Genomic DNA, 20,574 nt, shown 5'->3' with positions numbered 1-20,574 from the left:
CGATGTTTAGGCCCTTACGCCGAAAGAAACGCGCCATCACTGACGAGGAAGCGCGCGAGTTGCTCGCTATCTGCAAGCGCGGCGTCTTTGCCGTCAACGGCGACGATGGCTACCCGTATGCCATTCCCGTCAACTACTTCTTTGACACCGAGCACGACAAGATTTATTTCCATGGCGCCAAGGCTGGCCACAAGGTCGATTCACTCAGGCGTGATGACAAAGTCTGCTTTACCGTTTACGGCAACGAGTGGTACAAGGACGATGACTGGGCTCCCTACGTTATGAGTACCGTGGTCTTTGGCCGTTGCCGTCTGGTAGATGAGGCCCCCGCGTTTATCGAGGACAAAGTCCGCCAGCTCGCGCTTAAGTACTACCCTTCTGCCGAAGAAGTCGAGAAGGAGATCGCCAAAGACATAAAGGGCGTCCAACTCTACGAGATTTCGATTGAACATCTTTGCGGCAAGCAGATTCAGGAAAAGTAGCGAATGCGGAAAACGCGCTCGCTACCCTCTGCGCCCCATGCGCCCACGCATTTTGACGGCGTGGGCGCATGGGGCAGCACTCGAATCGAGCGCCCCCTATACCCCAAAAACGTAGCGGTCCAGGCGGTCGCACGCCTCCCTTACGCGCGAAAGCGGCAGCGCCAGATTCACGCGAATGTGGCAGGGCCCGTGGAACGGGCGGCCGTCCTGATACCCCACGCCCACGCGCGCCCCCTCGTCGAGCAGCCACTGAATATCGCGGCCATGCTCGCGGCACCATTCGGTGCAGTCCAGAAACACCATGTACGTGCCTTGCGGACGCGAATAGGACACGCCCGCAAAATGCTCGTCAACGTAATCGCAGAAGCACTCGATATTACCGGCAAGCACCTGGTTGAGCTCGTCCACCCACTCATAGCCCTGAGGCTGATAGGCACCGATAAGCGCATGCATGGAGAGGACGTTCATCTCGTTGTAGTGAGTCTTGTCGGACACGGCGCACACGCGGTCGCGCAGCGTCTCGTTATAGACGATGTGGTAGCTGCCGACCAGGCCCGCCAGGTTAAACGTCTTGCTGGGCGCATAAAGGGCAACCGTGCGCATGCGGGCATCCTCGCTCACCGACTGCGTCGGGATATGCTTGTGACCCGGCAGGATGATATCGGACCAAATCTCATCCGAGATCACCACGCAATCATGCTGGCGATAGATGTCCATGGCGCGCTCGATCTCGTCGCGCTCCCATACGCGCCCGCAGGGATTGTGCGGCGAGCAGAACACCGCGGCATGGATGTGGTTTTGGGCGAGCTTGCGCTCCATGTCCTCAAAGTCCATACGCCACACGCCTTGGTCGTCGAGCTTAAGCGGGCTGTGGACAATGCGATAGCCCGCGGCTTCGATAGACTTGGTAAAGCCGATGTAGGTGGGGCTGTGGACCAGCACCGCATCGCCCGGCTGGACATACGCGCGCAGCGTCGACACAACACCGCCCAGCACGCCGTTTTCGTAACCGATATGTTCAGGAAGCAGGCTCTTAACGCCATTGCGGCGGCTCTGCCATTCGATGATGCGGTCGAAGTACTCGTCACGCGGATTGAAATAGCCAAACATGGGATGCTGGGCGCGCTGAATGATGTGTTCCTGAACCGTGGGCACCGTGGCAAAATTCATATCCGCCACCCACATGGGGATGCGGTCGAAGCCCTCGTCGGGTGCGTTCGGAGCCATGTCGGGAATTTCTCCCCAGGAGTCAACGGCGATGGCGTCCATACCGTGGCGGTCGATAAGCGAGGTAAAGTCGTATTTCATGCTGAGCTCCCGTGCAAAGCGGATTGTTTCGGTAGGCGTTATTGTCCACCAGCGTGGGCGGTTTTGGAGCGGAGTTTGGCGCTTAATTTGACGGGTGCGGACGAATGGCTGGTTAGTCTCGCGCGTCGTTGATGGCGGTTATCGTCAACCTGGTTCCGTCGACCGTAAACGATATGTCAAGCCCAGCGTAAGCCAAATGGTAAACGCGGTTTGGCTCGTGTTTGCTGCCCGCACGGCGCGGATCTTGGCGGAGCACCTCGATCAAGCCGGGGAGCTTTGTGTCCGGGACCATGTCCCGCAGCGCTTGCGGGAGCTCGACATCGAGCTCTTGCCATGGCGCGTCCTCAATCCAGCCGCCCGTCGCATCCGGGTGACAGTCCGCAAACGGAATGTAAGGCTTAATGTCGTAGATGGGCGTACCGTCGCGCAGGTCGGCCCCCAGCACATGGATGATGGGACCATCGTCGGTGAGCTCGACACGATCAAGCTTGACGCAGGTGAGCCCGATGGGATTAGGGCGAAACGGACTGCGCGTGGCAAACACGCCCACGCGTTCGGCTCCACCCAGACGCGGTGGGCGCACGGTTTTCGACCATTTTGCGTTGGTGCCGGACCTGTCCTGCGTTTTGGCATCGGCGGCTATGTCCTTAGCCGTGCCGCCGGGCGTTCCGTTTTCGAAGCACCATAGCAGCCATAGGTGAGAGAAGGAGTCCAGACCCTCAACTGCAGCGTTGGAGGCAAATTCCGGCTCAAAGACGATGCGTCCCTGCAGATGGGGCGCCAAAAAGCTGTTGCGTGGGATGCCGAACTTCTGCGGCAGGTCGGTATGTATGTGTGCAATAGGTTCCATGCCGGTCATTGTACGGCATGGAGGCGTGGGGTGTTGCGCGCAATTCTTCGCCGCGGTCCCCGTCGTGCAACCAACGGTTGCTTGGAAGGGTGCCGGCCGCCGCGTATGCTTAAAGCAACAAACAGCAGAAAGGAGCCGTCATGGCCTTTGCAGAAAAGCTCATCGCCATCCGCCGGGACAACAATCTCACCCAAGAGCAACTCGCCGCCAAGCTCTTCGTCACACGCCAAGCCGTCAGCCGTTGGGAACGCGGCGAAGTCACGCCGGGCATCGACATGATGAAGCTCATTGCCGCCATAACCGGAGAACCGCTGTCCCACCTGCTCGAAATGCCCGAGCACTATTGCCAGAGCTGCGGCATGATACTCACGCCCGACGACTGCGGCACCGATGCTCACGGCGCAACGACCGACCATTACTGCAAGTGGTGCTACGACCACGGCAAGTACACCTACGAGACCACGATGGAGGCCATGATTGAGGATTGCGCCCCGCGCCTGGCACAAAACACCGGTATGTCGCTCGACGAAGCCGTCTCGCTCATGGGCGCCGTGCTGCCGCAATTGGAGCGCTGGCGCACCGTGCAGGAAAACGAGGAGCGCTACGGTGCCGAGGCGCGGGCGCGCTATGGCGACGAGGCCGTCGATGCAGCAAACGAGGCACTGCTGGACATGGACCCCGAGACATGGAACGACATGAAGGAACTTGAACGCGCTATTCTGGGCCAGCTCTCGATCGCCATGGGCGACGGCGAACCGGATGGAAGCGAGGCGCGCAAGCTTGTCGCAATGCACCGTCGATGGATTGGCCTTAACTGGGGACACGAACCCCAAGACGAAGCATACCTGGGCCTCGCCCACGGCTATCTTGCCGATCAGCGCTTTGTTGACTACTACGACAAGCCCTGCGGCACCGGAGCTACGGCGTTTCTGGTACAGGCCATCGAGTCGTCGCTGGCCCGCGCATAGATTGCGGCGGCTTTGGGTATTTCAATCAAAACCGCAACCGATTGGAGACACCATGGCTACTGATCATGAACTCGCGCTCTACGTTATGACTGGCTGCCCGTATTGCATAAAGGTCAAGCGCTTTTTGGCCGATAACGGCGTGACCATCCCTGAGCGCAACATCTCGATCGACTCCGATGCCGAGCAGACGCTCATCGCCGTCGGCGGAAAACGCCAGGTTCCCTGCTTATTCATTGACGGAAAGCCGCTCTACGAATCGAGCGACATCATCGCGTGGGCACAAAAGAACCTGCTCTAGCACGCGCACCCCGTCCGTCCAAGGCTCCATCCCATACGGCCCAAACAAGTACGCCAGCATCCAAAGTCGACATTTTTCGACATCTTTGGATGCTGGTGTACAGCTTTTTGCAACATAGTCGTTGGGAACATAGTCATCGGGGACGTTCTTAAATAGCTAGTCGTTAAAGAACGTCCCCGATGACTAGCTAGCCGTGGAAACAGGCTATGGGCGCGAGTGACTGTTCGCGAAAGACACGATCAACGGCGGCGCGGTATTCGTCGACCTTTTTGGTCTTGCGTACGAGCTTGTGAACGGTAGCGGGGTCGGCGAAAGCGCACTTGGCGTAGAACCACCACTCCTTCATGCGAAAGACCGCGTTGCCACCAATCTCTTCTGCATAGGCCGCGAATAGCGCGTCGTGGAAACGCTGCAGTTCGGCTGCCGTGGCAGCAGGACCGCCGTTGACCATACGAGCCAGAGCGGGGTTCGCGAGCAGGCCACGCCCCAGCATCACATGGCGCGTGCCGGGATAGGCCTCCACCAGCGCGTCCATATCCTCAAGATCAAAAATGTCGCCGTTGTATGCCACCGGAAACGGCGCACGTTCCAGCGTCTCGCCGTAAAACTCCTTGCGCGGCGAGCCCGTATAGCGGTCCTTTTGCACGCGCGGATGCACAATCAGCTCTGCCAGCGGCATGCGGCAATACAGATCGAGCACACGCTCATACTCGTCATCGCGCTCCAACCCCAGCCTGGTTTTTACCGATACCGGTAACGGCGAGCGCTCGCACACATCGCCCAAGAACACCTCGAGCTCGTCGAGATTACGCAAGAAACCCGAGCCCTTGCCCTTGGCAACGACCGTTCCCGAGGGACAACCCAGGTTGAGATTGACCTCGCGGTAGCCCATGTCGGCGAGCACGTGCGCCGCCCACACAAACTCATCCGCATTCTTGGACATGAGCTGGGGCACCACGTTGAGCCCCTGGTTATTGACAGGGTCGACCTCTTTAAACGCCTTGCCACCAAAACGGTTGCCAACCCGCGGCGGCGGCAAAAACGGCGTGTAATAGCAGTCGAGCGCGCCAAAGCACTCCGCATGCACGCGACGGAACACATGCCCGGTAATCCCCTCCATAGGGGCAAGCGATAGAATCATCAACATCTACTCTCAAATCAATGTGGCAAAGGGACTGCCCCTTTGTCACATGCATTATGCCTTGTCCTCGAGGCGGCCCACAAGGCGGAGGCGGTTACTTGACGCCAACCAGCCCTCCAACCATCCCTGTGCAACGAAGGTGAACGGTGTCCACGAACAGCAAGTAGGGCCGCCCCGCAGCAGCTCCCCCACTCATCTATACTCAAGAGCGTGTGCGCATCGCCCCCGAAAAACGATGAGAGTCGAGGCCCCCATGCATCAGCTCACCGAACGTGAAAAGAAACGCATTCAGCGGTACTGTGCGTACCCCAAGATCGCAGCGACCGCACTCGTCATGTCGTTCGTAGCATGTCTGCTCATGCTGCCGCTCCAAATGATCAACGATATCGCGTTCCACCAAAAGGAATTCCAACCCGCGGGCATATATACCGCCATCGCACTCACCGTAATCGAACTCGTCGTCTTTTGCTATTGCGCTCTTGCGCCGCGCTTTGGAATGCAGGGCAAACAGTGGAAGGAGCTGCAGAGCAGGCTTGCGGTAGCCCAAACCAACAAAGACCGCTCCGCGGAGGTCGCCGGCGTGCTCGCCACGCAAGCTGCCGGCCGCCTGCTCAAGAACAGTGATAACGATCTCGCGCGCAACCTGGGCGGCGCCGCGGAGGTCGCCGGCGCCGTAGGGGCAGTTGCCACCGCGGCAGACGTGCTAGCCGAGACCTCGAGCAATGCCGAGGCCATGGCAAACGCATACGGCGTGACGATTCCAAGCGTCAAGAAGCAGGCCATAGCTCTCGCAGTGGTGCCCGCCATTGTGCTGCTTGGCGTCTACATCCCGCAGTTTGTCCAGGGAAATAACGAGCTTCAGGCGAGAAAGGCTGCAGTCGCCGAGCAGCTCGCCATCGCGCAAGATGCCCTGGAGCCCGTGTGTGAACGCGTCGCGGCAGACGACCCATACGAGTCGTATCACGACTACGGCTACCGCATTATCGGCTATCTGCGCGACAATGACCTTGGCGCTCAAGCAGCCTATGTCTACCTTTCTTTTGATGCAGACGGCATGCTCACGGACGTCGATTACACCAGTCAGGTCAACCCCGAGGAAAGCCTTGCAGACAACCTCGCTCGCGCCGAGCAGGACATCGCGACGCTCTGCGCCCCGCTCAACGGGTTGGACATTTCCGTTGCCACACCGGGCCTCCTCACGCCATGCAGCCTGTCGGATGATTTTAAACAGACATTTTTAGCCGGATCCCTATATAAAGAAATCAGCATCAAGACGGAGGACGAATCTATCAAGTCGTACTACACCTTTGACACCGAAGCCGCAGAAGATTTCGACGAATACACCCATCCGGAAATTAGGCTCATGCTCTCTGCAAAAAAGAACTAAAGGCTTACGCTCTAATTGCCGCTCGCGAACATCGTCTATATCTCGAGGTCTAATACTTTTCCCGAGAAGTGAACGACTGTTTTTGGACCCCCGAAGCATTGGCATTTTTAGGCATCAAAACCGCAGGATTCGACTGCAAAACCGCAGGAAATTGCTCGCCAAAAGTGTCGATGCTTCGGGGGTCCATTTTGACTCGTTCACTTCTCGGGAAAAGCATTAGACCTCGATTTACAAGCCACTCAATGTGACAAAGGGGCTGTCCCTTTGTCACATTCGATGAAAAAGGGCACCGACGTTAGTCGATGCCCCAAAGCGGCTGCAGGTTAAGCCCTACAGCGTATGTCTAAGACGAATCGGACTATTCGTCCCAGGAGAGGTTCTTACCAGTCTTTTTTGCCAGCAGCAAGAACAGGCCGATAATAACGTTGCATGCGATGCAGAAGATGAAGACGCCCTGGAAGGAGCCGACAAGCTCATAGACCTTCATCATAACGGGCATGCCAAAGGCGCCGACGATATAGCCCACGGAGCAGATCAGCGCGAAGATGCGACCGAAATCGCGGGAGCCAAAGACATCCATAACCAAAACGGTCAGGGCAGTGCCAGCGATGACGTACATTACGTCGTTCACGCCTGCTGCGAAGATGCTGAGCGTCGAGTTGCCGCTGCTCATCATGAGCATGACAAAGGAGAGGATGGAGACAGCGAGCCAGCCCAGAATGGCCTTCGTGCTGCCGAACTTATCGCAAGTGGTGCCGACGATCGGATTGAGGAACAGATCGAAGAGCGATGCAGCGGATACCATGAAGCCGCCCACCATGGGGCTAAAACCAACCTCGGAAGCATACGTCGGGAAGAGCTGGTTCATGCAGCAAGTGAGCTGAACGAGGCAGAGGAAGCCGATGCAGAAGAAGAAGGCAGGCGACTTAATGGCGCGCGCATAGCTAACGCCACGCGTGCTATCCTCGGTCGTCTCCTCGGTCTCGGCGACCGTCTCGCCCTCGACGTAGCCATAGGGCAGCATGCCCTTGTCCTGAGGCTTATAGCGGATAATCAGGACGGAAGCGGGGAGAATGAGCACGGCGGAGACGCCAGCGAGCACCAGATAACCAGTCCTCCAGCCAGCGGCCTCGATGACAGAGGTGATGACGGGGCTCATGATGAGCATGTAAATCGAGTTCACTGCCCAAGCAAGACCAATTGCCAGGCCACCAGATTTTTTGAACCACTGGTCAATAACGTCGGACATGGCGACGCCGGTGGTGAAGGCGAAGCAAATGCCAATCAGGGCGCCAGCGGCGATGAACATCCAAACTTCGGTGTAGAAAGCCATGCCTGCGCCGGCGGCGAGCAGAATAAGCTCGACGACGGGGAGCCAAACCTTGCCAACAACCTTGGGGATGAGTTTTCCGACAAACGGAAGCGCCGCCGCAAGACCGATGAGCGTCGCGGTGAAGTAATACGAGAAGATTGAATAGTCAAACCCGAACTCCTCGCACACGGGCGCGACGAAGGAGCCGGCGATTACGCTATAGGATCCGGTCGTACCAGCAGACATGAGGCCAAGCGCGATTACGAGAACCCATGCGTAGACCTTGCTGCTCTTTAACTTTGCATTTTCCATTGATACAACTCCTAGAGACCTAGAAGGGCACACATAACGGCCTTGATGGTGTGCTGACGGTTCTCTGCCTCACGGAAGATGACCGAAGCGTTGGCCTCAAAGCACTCGTCGGCAATCTCGAAACCCTCGGTGATGATCTCGCGATGGAGGTCGTTCTTGCACTGGTCGAGGAGCATCTTGCCAACACGGTGATCTGCGTTGTGGACAGAAGGAAGCTCATGCATGCAGAAGATGTCGGGATTGTTGGTGCGCTTGCACAGCTCGCTGGTGACGCGATAGGGGTACAGAGACTCGGCATCGCCCAGCCAGGAGTTGTAGTCGTCGGGATCCAGAACCTCTTCGCCGCACTCGGGGTTGATGTAGCGCCACTCCTCGGTAACGATAACGTCAACGCCATCCAAGGCATCGAGGTCAGAGGTGATGGTAAAGGTCCTATTGGGAGCGTACTTGGCGTAGCAGGCCTCCACCTCTTCGACCATTTCCTTGCACATCTGATGACGGAGGTCGTCGGGACCGATGGCGAGGAAGTCCATGTCGAGCATAGCGCACAGACGGCCATACCACACCGGGGCGCCGGCGCAGTTGCCAACGAAAGCCATCTTCTTGCCGCGGCTCGTACGCAGACCGCCCCATTGCTCTTCCATCGTAAGAGCGTCAGCGAGCATCTGAGTCGGGTGATCGCCGAGAGTAAGGGCATTGATGACCGGGATGTCAACCAGGTCGGCGACGTCATAGAGGAACTGCTCGTCCTTCTGTGCGCGGTAGACGATGAGATCATACATGCCGTTGAAGACGCGCATGGCATCCTTGACGGTCTCGCAGTCACCCATGTGGGAGTTGGTCAGATAAGTGAAGCCCATGCCCAAATCGTTGCAGGAGGTCTCGAATGCGCAACGAGTACGGGTCGAGCCCCACTCAAAGTTGGCGAGGACGTTTTTGCCGGGGAAGTAGCGCTGGTCGACACCAGACTTCTTCTGAGCCTTAAGGTTCCAGGCAAGATCGATGAGATAGCGGAAATCCTCGGAGGAGAGATCATGGATGTTGATGTAGTCGCGGCCGCGGAGGCTGTTGTTCATGCCTATTTTCCTTTCGAATTATTATCAAAATTATTGCTAAATGTGTCCCCGAAGGAAACACGGATATCCCTCGGGGAGCGGTACATGTGGCGCCTAAGCCAAAGAGCGCAGGCTCTAAGGCTCACTAACGACTGGCCGCCACGTCCTTAGTCCAGCAGTGCACGCCGCCGCCGGACAGGTTAAGCGCGAGGGAATCAATCATGATGACCTTGCGATCGGGGAAGCAGCTCTCAAGAACCGCCTTGGCCTGCTCGTCCTTCTCTTTCACGACCTCGCTCATGCCCTCGTGGTAATAACGCTGGCCAAGAACGACGCCGTTGCAGATCAGGAAGTTGCAGTAGCTCGCTGCAGCGTAGAAGTGGACGGGGCCCTCGGGCCAGGGGGTGCCATCCATAAACTTGCCGCCCATTTCGTCGATGAAGCCTTTATAGAGCTCGTAATCCTCATCGCCAGGGGCGATAACGACTTCAATCGGCTCGGCGGTGGGCATACGAACGATCTCGAAGGGCTTGCCCTCCCAGTCCGTTTCGTTGCTCAGGATCTCGTAGGCCGCCTCAATGCGGCGACGAGACTCTGCGCCAGCCTTGCTCGAGGCTGCCTCTTCATCGGACACCTCGGCAAGAAGAATCTTGTTCGGAGTGATAAAGCGACACATCTCATCGATGTGAGCGGCAAAGCTCATGCCAAAGACGGGGGTTCCGTCTTCCTTCTCGTCGAGGATGCCCAGTCGATAATCGTCGTCCTCAAGCATGGGCTGAGGAAGCCAGATAACCTTGTTGAGGTTGTAGATGCGCTTATACTCGGCCTCTACCTCATCTTTCGTGAACTCGGGATTGCGCTTACGGCATTCCGTGTCCTCGATGGCGATCAGGGTGCCGTGACCGTCAAACTCACGATCGCCGCCCTCCGAAACCATTTCGGAATTGACGATATCGAAGCAACCGAGCGCAACCGCCATGTGAACGGCTGCCTTACGTGCGGACTGGCACTCCGGGGAGTTCTTGTCCCACACGCCGTAATAGGTCCAAGCAGGGTTGACCATATAAGAATGGCCTTTGTCGTCGACCATGATGCTGGGGCCGTTGTCGCGGACATAGAAGTTGGAGTCTTCGAACTGCGTGATCTCGATACGATCGAGATCAACCCCCTCCTCCTTCAGGCGTGAGCAAGCCTCCTCATAGGAGCCGGGGGTGCCGCAATTGAGGTTGACCGTAACGTCGCCATACTCGAGCAGAGCCTTGATCACGTCAACGCAGGGCTGGCGGTTATCGTAGCCCTCTGCACGGATGTAATCGGGAAGCCATGTCACATAGACGTTGGAGCGCTTCTCGAACTCGCCCGGCATACGATAGTTCTCGTACATGGTTGGTCCTTCCGTCGGGTTTCCCGCGATGCTGTCCGGCCGCGACAATAGCGGGGTTTCACCTGCTATAGTACTACTATACCTACCGTTCGGTAGATAGTTTTGAATAATTGCCGCTCGCCTACTGATACGTACCGTTCACCGTATATAGTGGTCATGTTTGGACACGAATTGATGTTCCGTTGCCATCCTTAATAATGTTGGTAGTGCGGAAGTGATTTGCAATGGAGAAATGCAGCGTGAGCACAAGAAAAAAAATATTGGACGCAATGTACGATCTTGTGGCAGAAGTCGGTTATGACAAAGCGTCTATCGGAAAGATTTGCGACTTTGTCGGTATATCCAAGCCGTCGGTGTACTACTACTTTCCCTCTAAAGAGGAGATTTTCACTACGCTCTTGGACAGCATGTTTCCGGCCATTGACTATCAGCGCGACTACTCGCTAATAGTCGATAGGGACGGATTCAAGGCCGCGCTTATCGAGCTCGGCAATTCAGTTATAGGTGGCTATCGAAGCGATGAAAAACGCCGGCGCGTGCTGGCCGAGGTTAGCGTTCAAGCAAATCGAATTCCTGCAGTTCAGGAACGTCAAGCGACGGCGACCAAACGAACCATGGATGCGCTTAAAGACATCCTTCTTCATGGTGTAGAGATTGGCGCGTTTTCCGATAGTGCCGACGTGATGCTCTACGTACAAATTCTTTATACCGTTCTGGAGGGAGCGAGCAATACGGTCGCTCAAGGTGAGGATATTGATGAAAAAGCGGTTTGGGCGGGAATAGTCGAGCTTATGTTCAAATAGACCAGCCAAGCTGAAACGCATGTTGGCACACATGGTGCCTGCGGGCAACCTTTAAACGAAAACAGGGGCCGACTCCAGTCTGGCTTGGAGTCGACCCCTGTTGCGTGGCAATCTATGCCGATGCAATCGGCGCTTATTACTTTTCAGCAGCCTTACTGAGAAAGCCGGAAACGATAGCAAACGCAGCAATCATAAGGTTGCAGGCAATGCAGAAGATAAATACTCCCTGGAATGACCCTGCCATGCCGTAAACCTTCATCATGACCGGCATTCCAAAAGCACCGACGACATAGCCCGCTGAGCAAACGATCGAATAGATCCTTCCAAAATCGCGTGATCCAAAGAGCGAGAGGAGAAGCATCGGCATTGCGGTTCCAACAATGGCGAACATGGCATCGTTTACGCCAGCTGCAATGATTGAAACAGTCTCATTGCTTCCGCCAATGATGAGAAGCAGGAACGAAAAAATGCTGACACCTGTCCACGCGACTGTTGCTTTAATAGAGCCGAGCTTGTCACATGTTTTGCCTACGAAGGGATTTAGGAAGATGTCGGAGAACGAAGCTGCCGAAACCATTAAGCTTCCTACGATGGGATTGAAACCGACCTCGCTTGCATAGGTCGGAAACAACTGGTTCATGCAGCAGGTGAGCTGCGCCACGCAAAGCAGGAGGACACAGAGAATAAAAGACGGCGTTTTCGTGGCATCACGTAGTGCCATGCCCGAAAGGGTATCTTCCCGCTCATCGACGCTGTGTCTCTCATGGGTTTCAGAGGCGGTCTCTCCGTACGGAAGCATGTTGCGATCAGAGGGTTTAAGGCGAATGATAAATGCACTCGCAGGTAAAATCATAGCTGCAGAAACGGCCGCAAGTACGATGTATCCCGTACGCCAGCCTTGTTGCTCGATAACCAGCGTAATGACAGGGCTCAACAACAGCGTACAGAGAGAATTAACGCCCCAAGCAAGGCCGATGGCAAGACCGGACGATTTACTGAACCATTGGTCAATAACATCGGACATGCAGACGCCCGTTGTGAATGAAAAGCAGATGCCGATCACCGCAGCGGAGACGATGAACATCCAGACTTCGGTGTAGAACGCCATTGCGGCGCCGGCGGCAATAAGGACGAGTTCAACGCAAATATGCACCGGTTTGCCTATTACTTTTGGAATGAAACGGCTCAAAAGTGGAAGTCCAAGTGCAAGGCCAAGAAGAATCGCAGTGAAATAGAAAGAGAAAGAGGTGTACTCAAAGCCCAGGTCTTCACATACTGGAGCAACGAATGAGCCGGCAATAATGCTATATGTGCCAGTCGTCCCGGCGGACATTAAGCCGAGCGCAATAACGACAATCCAAGCAAATGCGCCGCTCTCGCGAGGACGGTCTTTTTCGTCTGGTACGGTGAGAGCCATGGTCACTCCATTTCTATCGGCATTACATCCTATATGCCTACCGATAGGTATATAAACCAGGGGACTCTTCGTCAAGCATTAAGCGGGGAAAGGGAGTTCTTAACGTGCCGAACGGTAATTGGGCCCTTGCAAAATCGAGGTCTAATACTTTTCCCGAGAAGTGAACGACCGTTTTTGGACCCCCGAAGCATCGACATTTTTAGACGTCAAGCCCGCAGGATTTGACTGGCAAAACCGCAGGAAATTGCATCTCGAAAGCGCCGATACTTCGGGGGCCCGTTTTCACTCGTTCACTTCTCGGGAAAAGTATTAGACCTCGATTTACAAGCCACTCAATGTGACAAAGGAACTGTCCCTTTGTCACATTATTCGGAGCGTAGGGCTTCTACGGGGTCTTTTTTGGATGCGCTGCGGGCAGGCAGCAGGCCGGCGACGACCGTCAGCAGCACCGATATCGCAATGAGCGCCAGCGCATCCTGCACGGGCAGGCTCATCAGATTGGGGACCTGTTTGGCAGCAAGCGCCCAGGCATTAACCGGGAAGCTCACGAGCACCACAACGACAATGGCAAAGACGCCGGCAATGAGGCCCTCGATAAAGGTCTCGGCATTGAATACGTTGGCCACGTTGCGCTTTGACGCGCCGATCGCGCGCAGGATGCCAATCTCCTTTTTGCGCTCCAGTACGCTGATGTAGGTGATGATGCCGATCATGATGGAGCTCACCACCAAGCTGATGCTCACGAATGCGATGAGCACCAAGCTGATGGTGTTCACGATGTCGGTCACCGAACCCATGATGATACCCATGTAGTCGGTGTACGAGATTGCCTGTTCATCGTGGCCGGCAGCTTTGACCTGCTTGTTGTACGCATCGATGTGATCGAGCACGCGCTCCTTGGCCTCAAAGTCGCGCGGGAAAATCTTAACCGAGATGGGGTCTGCCTCATCCGCATAGCCCAGCGTGGTCAGATTGTTATCGTAGGTGAGCTTCGACGCCTTGGCATAGCTCATCATGAGCGAACTCAGGTCCTCGGCGTCCATGTTGAAGTGGATAGCATGAGCAAAGGCACTCGCATCCACGTGCATGGCACTCGCCAGGTTGGCAAAACTCGAAGACATCTGCGTCGCCATCTGGTCCATGAGCCCTGCCGCGCCCGCCTTGAGCTGGGACGATACCGTCGACGCTATTTGCTCGCTGATTGCCTTCATCACCTGATCCATAGCCTGCTGCAGATACGGAGCCAGTTGCTTTTGCACATAGTCGGTCATCGCCTGCCGCAGGCGCTCGGCCAGGGCATCGCCGCCGAGCGCTTTGAGCTGGGCCAGGATTTGCTGAGCTGCCGTATCGTTCTCAAGATACGTCGAGAACGCGGCGGCAAGCTTTGACGCGTCCTTAAGATCATCGGGTGTCAGCTCCTTAAACTGATCAGACCGCAAAAAGCCCTCAAACAGCTGGTTGGCTAGTGTTCCCACCTGCTTCATTTGCTCGGGCGCAAGTTCCAGACCGTCAAAGATACCCGAGAAATCGGGGGCCGGCGCTTTGGCCATGATGTCACTAAAGTCGATGTCCTTACCAACGCCCGAAAGGTCAATGTTCAGCCCGGACAAATCGATACCAGAAAGGTCGACACCGCCCGCCGCGCCCGAGAGCGCAGATGCATCGAACGAGAACGCGCTCTTCAGCGCCGCCTCGTCCACACTGAACATACTGCCCAGATCCACGCCTTGCTTGGCCTCACCTTGCAACTCGTCAAAGGTTTTGCCCGTAAAGACATCCGTCTCGGGGTGGGCAAGCTGCTCCTGCACGATCTGCGAATCGGCGGCGCGCTTCATAAGCTGGCATGTCAGCGCATGCGTATAGGCAATGCCCGGGGATAATGCGCTCGCGTTGGCCGTCTCGTTGGGTCGCACCACGCCCACAATGCGCACGTCAATGCCGTCGGCAACCTTGGCCGCCATAAAGTCGGCATCGCCAGACATGTCAGTCCACATGCCGGTCTCTTCATTTTTGCGATAGGCATCTGCCGGCGACAGCACCTTAAACGTCGTAGACAGCGCATCGTCGTAGGTAAAGTCGGTGCCGCTCTTGGGCGTCTCGACCCTGCCGTCAGCCGTCATGGCGCTGTTAACCAGGCCGTTGAGCTCATCGATATCCAGCGCGCCGATGCTGTAGAGCGTGTAGTCGCCCACTGTGCCGCGGCTCGAAAGCACCATCACAGCCTCGTTGGCGGACGTAGGCCAATGGCCGGCAACGACATCGTACTGGCTATCGAGCAGACTCTGGTCGTCAATCATTTCGTTAAAGACCGAGGTCCCCATGGACTCCATGCTCACCGTTGCCGCCGAGCTCGCGCCTCCGCTCATGGCCTCGGTCATAGCGTTGGGGACAAGCCGGACGGGCTTCTCGTCGCCCTCGTTCAAACGATAGACAACCGGCGTCACACCGTAACCATACTGGATAGCGTTGACCTCTTTGTCGATACCGTTGCCGCCGTCGTCAAGCCATGTCTTAAAGCTCGTCATATCGTTAGATTTAACGCTTGCGAACATATCCTTTACGGCCGTGACCACGGGAATCGTATCGGTTCCCTTAGCCTTGCCGCCGGTGGCGCCGTCAGACGAGCCCTCGCCCTTGGACGCCTCCTCATCCGCAGTCCCATTCCCGCCCATCATGGATGACAGGTCATAATCTTGTTTGGAAATCGTAAGCGGGTAGCTCGAGAGCGTGTCCTCCTCGACCTTTTTGATGTAGCCGTTTACGCCGTTGGACAGCGCCAGAATCGCTGCGATGCCAATAATGCCAATCGAACCCGCAAAGGCAGTCATGGCCGTACGGCCCTTCTTGGTCATGAGGTTTCGGGCAGAAAGCCCCAGCGCCGTCACAAAGCTCATCGAGGTTTTGCGCGTGGGCTTGGCCTCGCGACGCGCGGCCTCGGTAGCATCAAAGGGATCTGAATCGTCGGTGATCTTGCCGTCCGCCAGGGTGACGATGCGTGTGGCGTACCTGTATGCCAACTCGGGATTGTGCGTGACCATGATGACCAAACGATCGCGCGCAACATCCTTGAGCAAATCCATGACCTGTACGGATGTCGTTGAGTCCAAGGCGCCGGTCGGCTCGTCAGCCAGCACAATCTCGGGATCGTTGATTAAGGCGCGGGCGATGGCGACGCGCTGCATCTGCCCGCCCGAAAGCTGGCTCGGGCGCTTGTCAACGTGCTCGCCCAGGCCAACTGCCTCGAGCGCCTTGCGCGCACGCTGGCGGCGCTCGGCACGCCCCACGCCCGTGAGCGTAAGCGCCAGCTCCACGTTTTCCAAAATGGTCTGATGCGGAATGAGGTTATAGCTCTGGAACACAAAGCCGATGCGATTGTTACGATAGGCGTCCCAATCGCGGTCGCTGAAGTCCTTGGTCGAGATGCCATCGATCAGCAGGTCGCCGGAATCGAAATGGTCGAGTCCACCAATGACGTTGAGCATCGTAGTTTTACCCGAACCCGAGGGACCCAGGATGGCTACAAACTCGTTATCGCGAAAAGACAGGCTTACGCTGTCGAGTGCTACCTGCGTAAACGACTGCGTAACGTACCTTTTGCAAATATCTCTGAGATCCAGCATGGACGGCAACCTCTCTCGCGCGGGTGCGCTCGCCCGCTCCCCCGCCGTTCACGTTCGGCGCGTTTGTCCTACTCTATCCTCATTTTTGGCCGATACCAGTGAGGAATGTAACGAACCGCGCCAAAAAACGAACGGGACAGCACGCCGCATGGCGCACCATCCCGCATATAACATCCCCGATGCGACAAAGAGGCTGTCACTTTGTCACACCTTTGTCACATTCGGACTTACTGTTCGCTCTTCGCGAGTGCCTGATCGATCAGTTTGTTGAGCGCCTCGCGCTGCTCAGCGGAGTTGATGCCGCCCATGATCGGCTCTCCCACAATGTTACCGTTCTGGTCGATCACGTAGGTGGTCGGGAACGAGTACAGGTTGGAGGTGAACTTTCCGGCCTCGCTGTCCGACTTAAACCAGATGTTCTTATACGTCACGCCCTTCTTGGAAAGCACGTCCTTGGCATCGGCCACCGCGTCTTTGTTGCCATCGAGCGTAAAGGAATTAACGCCCACGACCTGGCCGCCCTTCTCGGCAAGCTCCTTGTTGAGCTTCTCCAGATCGCCCAGCTCTCCCACGCACGGCTTGCAGGTGGTAAACCAGAAGTTCATGACGGTGACCTTGTTCTTGGAGAACAGCTCGTCGCTGTTTACATCGTTGCCGTCCAAGTCCTTGCCCTTAAAGCTGGGGAACTTCGTCTCCCCGCTCTCGCCGTTGGTCATGCCCGCGGTCGAGGCATCAACACTCTCCCCCTCGCCGGGCGTGCTGCCACATCCGGGGAACTCCTTCTCCAGCGCCATGAGCTTGTCCTCGATCTCCTTGACCTGCTGCGCGCCGGCCTTAAGCGTCTTAAGCTCGTCAGCCGCAAACTGATCCTTGGCGCCCTCGATGGTATCGAGCAAGAAGTCACCGTAGTTCTTGCCGTCCTCAATCATGGGAGTGTCTTTGTTGGCCGCAAGGAACACCTTTTCCCATAGGGCGTTATCGCTCGCAAAGATCTCGTTTTCCTTTTGCAGCAGCTGCTGGTACAGCTCGGCCGCCTCCTCGGCACTCGACGGCTTTTGCGCTATGAGCTCGGCAATCTGCGCATCGCCGCTCGTAGCACCCTTCGCGTCGCCCTTGGGGGCAGAGCACGCCGCGAGAGTCAGCGCCAGCACGGGCAGCATCAACAGAGCCGCAATTTTTGACAGTTTCATAGTTCCTCCGTTTATATCGAAACTTATATAGGTACCTATTTGTTTTCGCAGGCTTGCGTGGACTGCGCGGGTTTGTCGCCCGTCACACCCAGCCCGTAGCGAAAGCTAATAGCATCGACGGGGCACGCGCCCACGCATTTGCCGCAACGAATGCACTCGGCATGGTCGGGCGTACGCGTAACGTCCACGTCCATCTGGCACACCTTGGCGCACTTGCCGCACGAGACGCATTTACAATGATCGACCCGAATTCCCAGCAACGACACCTTGTTCATGAGTGCATAAAATGCGCCGAGGGGGCAAATCCATTTACAGAAGGGGCGGTAGAACAGCACGCTCAGCACCGTAACCGCAATGAGGATCGCGAGCTTCCAGGTAAAGAGCTTTCCCAGCGCGGAGCGGATTCCCACGTTCATGATGGACAGCGGAATCGCGCCCTCGAGCACGCCCTGCGGACAGATGTACTTGCAAAAGAACGGGTCACCCATGCCCACATCGTTTACCACCAAGACGGGCAGCAGCACCACGGCAAACAGCAGCACGGCATACTTGATGTACGTGAGCGGCTTGAGCTTTTTCGTGGAGAGCTTTTTGCTGGGAATCTTATGCAGAAGCTCTTGCAGCCATCCAAACGGGCACAAAAAGCCGCATACAAAACGTCCCAGCAGCACGCCGATCAGAATGAGCGTTCCGGTGACGTAATACGAAAAGCTAAACTTAGACGATCCCACCACCGACTGAAACGACCCGATGGGGCACGCACCCGAGGCCGCCGGACACGAGTAGCAGTTGAGACCCGGCACGCAGACGGCTTTGCCCGCTCCCTGGTAGATGCCGCCCTTGGCAAAGTTGGGCAGGTGAATATTGGTCGCAAGCGTCGCCGCTGCCTGAATCAATCCGCGAAATCGCGCCAAAAGATGCGATACGGTATTTTTTCTTTTAACCAATTCCGATACACTCCAAGCACAGCCTGATTGCCTTGGCCAATACGGCGTCTGCCTCGCCGCGCATGATGCCAAAGCACACCATGGCAATCCCTGCGATCAGCAAAGCCACCTGCGCCACAGGTTTAATCGCTTTGAACAATCTGACCACTCCTTTCGTTTCGCGACCCATTGGACCATACCGACTATAAAATCCGTGTTAAGCGCGAATGACTATGCAAGGAGAACGTTATGCGCATCTTGGTCGTCGAGGACGAGCGGGCACTGTGCGATGCAATCGCACGTAGCCTGCGCAACTTGGCCTATAGCGTCGACTGCTGCTACGACGGACAGCAGGCGCTCGACCTGCTCGATATCGAGACCTTCGATCTTGTGGTGCTCGACCTTAATCTCCCCCATGTCGACGGCATGACCGTACTCAGGCAACTCAGAATTACCGATTGCGAGACCAAGGTGCTCGTGCTGTCGGCCCGCGGCGAGGTCGCCGACAAGGTAGCGGGGCTCGATGCAGGCGCCAACGACTACCTCACCAAGCCGTTCCATCTTGACGAGCTGGCGGCACGTATCCGCAGCCTCACGCTCAGGCGCTTTACGCAAAGCGATGTTGTCCTGACCTGCGGATCGCTGAGCTTTGACACCAAAGCGCGCGTCGCCTCTGTGGGCGACGAGCCTCTATCCCTCACGCGCAAGGAGACCGGCATCTTGGAATATCTGATGCTCAACCAGGGGCGACCGGTAAGCCAGGAGGAGCTCATCGACCACGTATGGGATAGCAGTGTCAACAGCTTTAGCAACGCGACCCGCGTGCATATCTCGTCGCTGCGCAAAAAGCTACGCGGCGCGTTGGGGCACGACCCCATCCGCAACCGAATCGGCGAGGGCTACGTTATGGAGGACGACGAATGAAGCGGCTGTCCCTGCAGTGGCGCATCACGTTGATGACAGCCCTGCTGGTATGCTCGACCTGCGTACTTATGAATTGCCTGGTTGGCTACTCCGGCATGCGCTACATGGACTCAATCGGTACTGAAATGTCGGAGCATAGCAAGGTGGAGGCGGCCTCGCCCAGCTCGTTCGACCCGACGAGCAAGGAGCTCGACGATGAGCTGACCATCGTCGTGAGCGACGCCCAAGAATCGTTTGGCGCGACGAGCTGGTACATAACCGCAGCGGTGACGCTGCTCGGTGGCGTCCTGGCCTACTTTGTGAGCGGGCATGCGTTGCAGCCGTTGCGCTCCTTTGCGGCACAAGTCGAGAGCGTGCGGCCCGATAACCTCGCCGACACAAAGATCAGCGAGGATGTGCCCTCTGAGCTTAGGCGTTGCAGCGCGTCGTTTAACGACATGATTGCCCGCCTTGAGGAGGGATTTTCCGCGCAAAGACAGTTTACGGGCAATGCAGCGCACGAGCTGCGCACGCCGCTTGCGCTCATGCAAGCTCAGGTTGAGCTGTTTTGCGCCGAGCACCCCGACGCCGATGCAGATACAGCGCGTCTGCTCGGGCTGCTGCAAGAGCAGACCGAGCGAATGACGCACGTGACAAAGACCCTGCTCGAGATGAGCGAGTTGCGCAGCGTCCCCTGCAACGATGCGATTGACCTGGCGCCGATGATCGAAGAAGTGCTCACCGACCTGGCGCCCCTTGCCGAGCAAAAGGGCATCGCGCTCGCAAGCGAGGGCGACGCGCAAACGACCGGCAGCGACACGCTGATCTATCGGCTGCTGTTCAACTTGGCCGAAAACGCCATTCGCTACAGCACGCCCAACTCGACCGTGCGAATCAGCGCCCGCGTCGAGGGCGACCGTATACTGCTACGGGTGCACGACCAGGGACAAGGCATTCCCGAGCAATACCAGACGAGCATCTTTCAGCCCTTCTTTCGCGTCGATAAATCGCGCAGCAGGGCATATGGCGGCGTGGGGCTGGGGCTTGCGCTGGTCTGGGAGATCGCCGCACTCCACGGCGGTTCCATCGAGGTCGAAGAGAGCTCAGAGAGGGGAACGACTATGCTCGTGACTCTTCCCACTCGCGCGCTCGGCTCATCAAAATAACGAACGGGACGGCACGCCGTGTGGCGCACCGTCCCGCACATATCATCGCCGA

General features: G+C 56.9%; 18 protein-coding genes. 7 read left to right on the top strand and 11 right to left on the bottom strand.

Translation table 11 applies throughout. The annotated features are described in order from the left end of the window. Window positions 1–2: 2 nt before the first annotated feature. Window positions 3–482, top strand: a complete 480-nt coding sequence (locus DWV32_RS03925; protein ID WP_117757267.1) for a pyridoxamine 5'-phosphate oxidase family protein — start codon at window positions 3–5, stop codon at window positions 480–482. A gap of 96 nt (window positions 483–578) precedes the next feature. On the opposite strand, the gene DWV32_RS03920 is transcribed toward DWV32_RS03925, so the two are convergent. Together DWV32_RS03920 and DWV32_RS03915 are read right to left on the bottom strand one after the other, a co-directional pair. Then, window positions 579–1,790, bottom strand: coding sequence for a MalY/PatB family protein (locus DWV32_RS03920; RefSeq protein WP_117757266.1), 1,212 nt, complete (start codon window positions 1,788–1,790; stop codon window positions 579–581). Window positions 1,791–1,902: 112 nt separating this feature from the next. Beyond that, the gene (locus tag DWV32_RS03915; RefSeq protein WP_233524950.1) at window positions 1,903–2,640 is read right to left on the bottom strand and encodes a tRNA (N6-threonylcarbamoyladenosine(37)-N6)-methyltransferase TrmO; all 738 of its coding nucleotides are present in this window, start codon (window positions 2,638–2,640) and stop codon (window positions 1,903–1,905) included. 140 nt (window positions 2,641–2,780) lie between these two features. Here DWV32_RS03915 and DWV32_RS03910 point away from each other — a divergent pair, with 140 nt between their 5' ends. Together DWV32_RS03910 and DWV32_RS03905 are read left to right on the top strand one after the other, a co-directional pair. After that, window positions 2,781–3,608, top strand: coding sequence for a TipAS antibiotic-recognition domain-containing protein (locus DWV32_RS03910; protein ID WP_117757265.1), 828 nt, complete (start codon window positions 2,781–2,783; stop codon window positions 3,606–3,608). A 52-nt stretch (window positions 3,609–3,660) separates the two neighbouring features. Beyond that, window positions 3,661–3,906 carry a glutaredoxin gene (locus tag DWV32_RS03905; protein ID WP_117757264.1) on the top strand — a complete coding sequence of 82 codons (246 nt, stop codon included), beginning with the start codon at window positions 3,661–3,663 and terminating at the stop codon, window positions 3,904–3,906. 187 nt (window positions 3,907–4,093) lie between these two features. On the opposite strand, the gene DWV32_RS03900 is transcribed toward DWV32_RS03905, so the two are convergent. After that, a complete protein-coding gene (locus tag DWV32_RS03900; protein WP_117757317.1) occupies window positions 4,094–5,047 on the bottom strand; it encodes a tRNA-dihydrouridine synthase in 954 nt (317 codons plus the stop codon). A gap of 253 nt (window positions 5,048–5,300) precedes the next feature. Between DWV32_RS03900 and DWV32_RS03895 the strand changes: the two genes are divergently transcribed. Beyond that, the gene (locus DWV32_RS03895) at window positions 5,301–6,434 is read left to right on the top strand and encodes a hypothetical protein (protein WP_117757263.1); all 1,134 of its coding nucleotides are present in this window, start codon (window positions 5,301–5,303) and stop codon (window positions 6,432–6,434) included. A 358-nt stretch (window positions 6,435–6,792) separates the two neighbouring features. Here the strand turns inward: DWV32_RS03895 and DWV32_RS03890 are convergent, their stop codons facing one another. The 3 genes from DWV32_RS03890 to DWV32_RS03880 all read right to left on the bottom strand — a co-directional run bounded on the left by DWV32_RS03890 (window position 6,793) and on the right by DWV32_RS03880 (window position 10,497). Next, a complete protein-coding gene (locus DWV32_RS03890; RefSeq protein WP_117757262.1) occupies window positions 6,793–8,058 on the bottom strand; it encodes an MFS transporter in 1,266 nt (421 codons plus the stop codon). Between the two features lie 11 nt (window positions 8,059–8,069). Next, window positions 8,070–9,134, bottom strand: a complete 1,065-nt coding sequence (locus DWV32_RS03885) for an ornithine carbamoyltransferase (RefSeq protein WP_117757261.1) — start codon at window positions 9,132–9,134, stop codon at window positions 8,070–8,072. A gap of 124 nt (window positions 9,135–9,258) precedes the next feature. After that, on the bottom strand, window positions 9,259–10,497 hold the full coding sequence (locus tag DWV32_RS03880; RefSeq protein WP_117757260.1) for an agmatine/peptidylarginine deiminase: 1,239 nt from the start codon (window positions 10,495–10,497) through the stop codon (window positions 9,259–9,261). 239 nt (window positions 10,498–10,736) lie between these two features. On the opposite strand from DWV32_RS03880, the gene DWV32_RS03875 reads away from it, so the two are divergent. Beyond that, complete coding sequence (locus tag DWV32_RS03875; protein WP_158566050.1) at window positions 10,737–11,300, top strand: TetR/AcrR family transcriptional regulator; 564 nt, start codon at window positions 10,737–10,739, stop codon at window positions 11,298–11,300. A gap of 136 nt (window positions 11,301–11,436) precedes the next feature. Here the strand turns inward: DWV32_RS03875 and DWV32_RS03870 are convergent, their stop codons facing one another. From DWV32_RS03870 to DWV32_RS03850, 5 genes are all read right to left on the bottom strand, one after another. Next, window positions 11,437–12,717, bottom strand: a complete 1,281-nt coding sequence (locus DWV32_RS03870) for an MFS transporter (protein ID WP_117757258.1) — start codon at window positions 12,715–12,717, stop codon at window positions 11,437–11,439. 365 nt (window positions 12,718–13,082) lie between these two features. Then, window positions 13,083–16,337 (bottom strand): ABC transporter ATP-binding protein/permease, encoded by a 3,255-nt coding sequence (locus DWV32_RS03865; RefSeq protein WP_117757257.1) that lies wholly within the window; start codon window positions 16,335–16,337, stop codon window positions 13,083–13,085. A gap of 227 nt (window positions 16,338–16,564) precedes the next feature. Beyond that, on the bottom strand, window positions 16,565–17,527 hold the full coding sequence (locus DWV32_RS03860; protein WP_117757256.1) for a redoxin domain-containing protein: 963 nt from the start codon (window positions 17,525–17,527) through the stop codon (window positions 16,565–16,567). Between the two features lie 35 nt (window positions 17,528–17,562). Continuing rightward, complete coding sequence (locus DWV32_RS03855) at window positions 17,563–18,474, bottom strand: 4Fe-4S binding protein (protein WP_117655538.1); 912 nt, start codon at window positions 18,472–18,474, stop codon at window positions 17,563–17,565. Continuing rightward, the gene (locus tag DWV32_RS03850) at window positions 18,467–18,613 is read right to left on the bottom strand and encodes a CD1871A family CXXC motif-containing protein (protein WP_199408149.1); all 147 of its coding nucleotides are present in this window, start codon (window positions 18,611–18,613) and stop codon (window positions 18,467–18,469) included. The genes DWV32_RS03855 and DWV32_RS03850 overlap by 8 nt, the downstream gene beginning before the upstream one ends. 89 nt (window positions 18,614–18,702) lie before the next feature. Here DWV32_RS03850 and DWV32_RS03845 point away from each other — a divergent pair, with 89 nt between their 5' ends. Then, window positions 18,703–19,377, top strand: a complete 675-nt coding sequence (locus tag DWV32_RS03845; RefSeq protein WP_117655540.1) for a response regulator transcription factor — start codon at window positions 18,703–18,705, stop codon at window positions 19,375–19,377. After that, the gene (locus DWV32_RS03840) at window positions 19,374–20,522 is read left to right on the top strand and encodes a HAMP domain-containing sensor histidine kinase (RefSeq protein WP_117757255.1); all 1,149 of its coding nucleotides are present in this window, start codon (window positions 19,374–19,376) and stop codon (window positions 20,520–20,522) included. The genes DWV32_RS03845 and DWV32_RS03840 overlap by 4 nt, the downstream gene beginning before the upstream one ends. The last annotated feature ends 52 nt before the right edge of the window (window positions 20,523–20,574 follow it).

Origin of the sequence: Collinsella sp. AF04-24 (assembly GCF_003465685.1) — a bacterium.
Lineage (GTDB): Bacteria > Actinomycetota > Coriobacteriia > Coriobacteriales > Coriobacteriaceae > Collinsella > Collinsella aerofaciens_AP.
This window is presented reverse-complemented; position numbering and strand designations above follow the sequence as displayed.

Excerpts from the sequence above, each read along its gene's own strand:
- DWV32_RS03885 (WP_117757261.1), bottom strand. The coding sequence starts at position 9,134 with ATGAACAACAGCCTCCGCGGCCGCGACTACATCAACATCCATGATCTC.
- DWV32_RS03870 (WP_117757258.1), bottom strand. The coding sequence starts at position 12,717 with ATGGCTCTCACCGTACCAGACGAAAAAGACCGTCCTCGCGAGAGCGGC.
- DWV32_RS03905 (WP_117757264.1), top strand. The coding sequence starts at position 3,661 with ATGGCTACTGATCATGAACTCGCGCTCTACGTTATGACTGGCTGCCCG.
- DWV32_RS03865 (WP_117757257.1), bottom strand. The coding sequence starts at position 16,337 with ATGCTGGATCTCAGAGATATTTGCAAAAGGTACGTTACGCAGTCGTTT.
- DWV32_RS03925 (WP_117757267.1), top strand. The coding sequence starts at position 3 with ATGTTTAGGCCCTTACGCCGAAAGAAACGCGCCATCACTGACGAGGAA.
- DWV32_RS03900 (WP_117757317.1), bottom strand. The coding sequence starts at position 5,047 with ATGATTCTATCGCTTGCCCCTATGGAGGGGATTACCGGGCATGTGTTC.
- DWV32_RS03840 (WP_117757255.1), top strand. The coding sequence starts at position 19,374 with ATGAAGCGGCTGTCCCTGCAGTGGCGCATCACGTTGATGACAGCCCTG.
- DWV32_RS03845 (WP_117655540.1), top strand. The coding sequence starts at position 18,703 with ATGCGCATCTTGGTCGTCGAGGACGAGCGGGCACTGTGCGATGCAATC.
- DWV32_RS03920 (WP_117757266.1), bottom strand. The coding sequence starts at position 1,790 with ATGAAATACGACTTTACCTCGCTTATCGACCGCCACGGTATGGACGCC.
- DWV32_RS03880 (WP_117757260.1), bottom strand. The coding sequence starts at position 10,497 with ATGTACGAGAACTATCGTATGCCGGGCGAGTTCGAGAAGCGCTCCAAC.
- DWV32_RS03910 (WP_117757265.1), top strand. The coding sequence starts at position 2,781 with ATGGCCTTTGCAGAAAAGCTCATCGCCATCCGCCGGGACAACAATCTC.
- DWV32_RS03860 (WP_117757256.1), bottom strand. The coding sequence starts at position 17,527 with ATGAAACTGTCAAAAATTGCGGCTCTGTTGATGCTGCCCGTGCTGGCG.
- DWV32_RS03915 (WP_233524950.1), bottom strand. The coding sequence starts at position 2,640 with ATGGAACCTATTGCACACATACATACCGACCTGCCGCAGAAGTTCGGC.
- DWV32_RS03895 (WP_117757263.1), top strand. The coding sequence starts at position 5,301 with ATGCATCAGCTCACCGAACGTGAAAAGAAACGCATTCAGCGGTACTGT.
- DWV32_RS03890 (WP_117757262.1), bottom strand. The coding sequence starts at position 8,058 with ATGGAAAATGCAAAGTTAAAGAGCAGCAAGGTCTACGCATGGGTTCTC.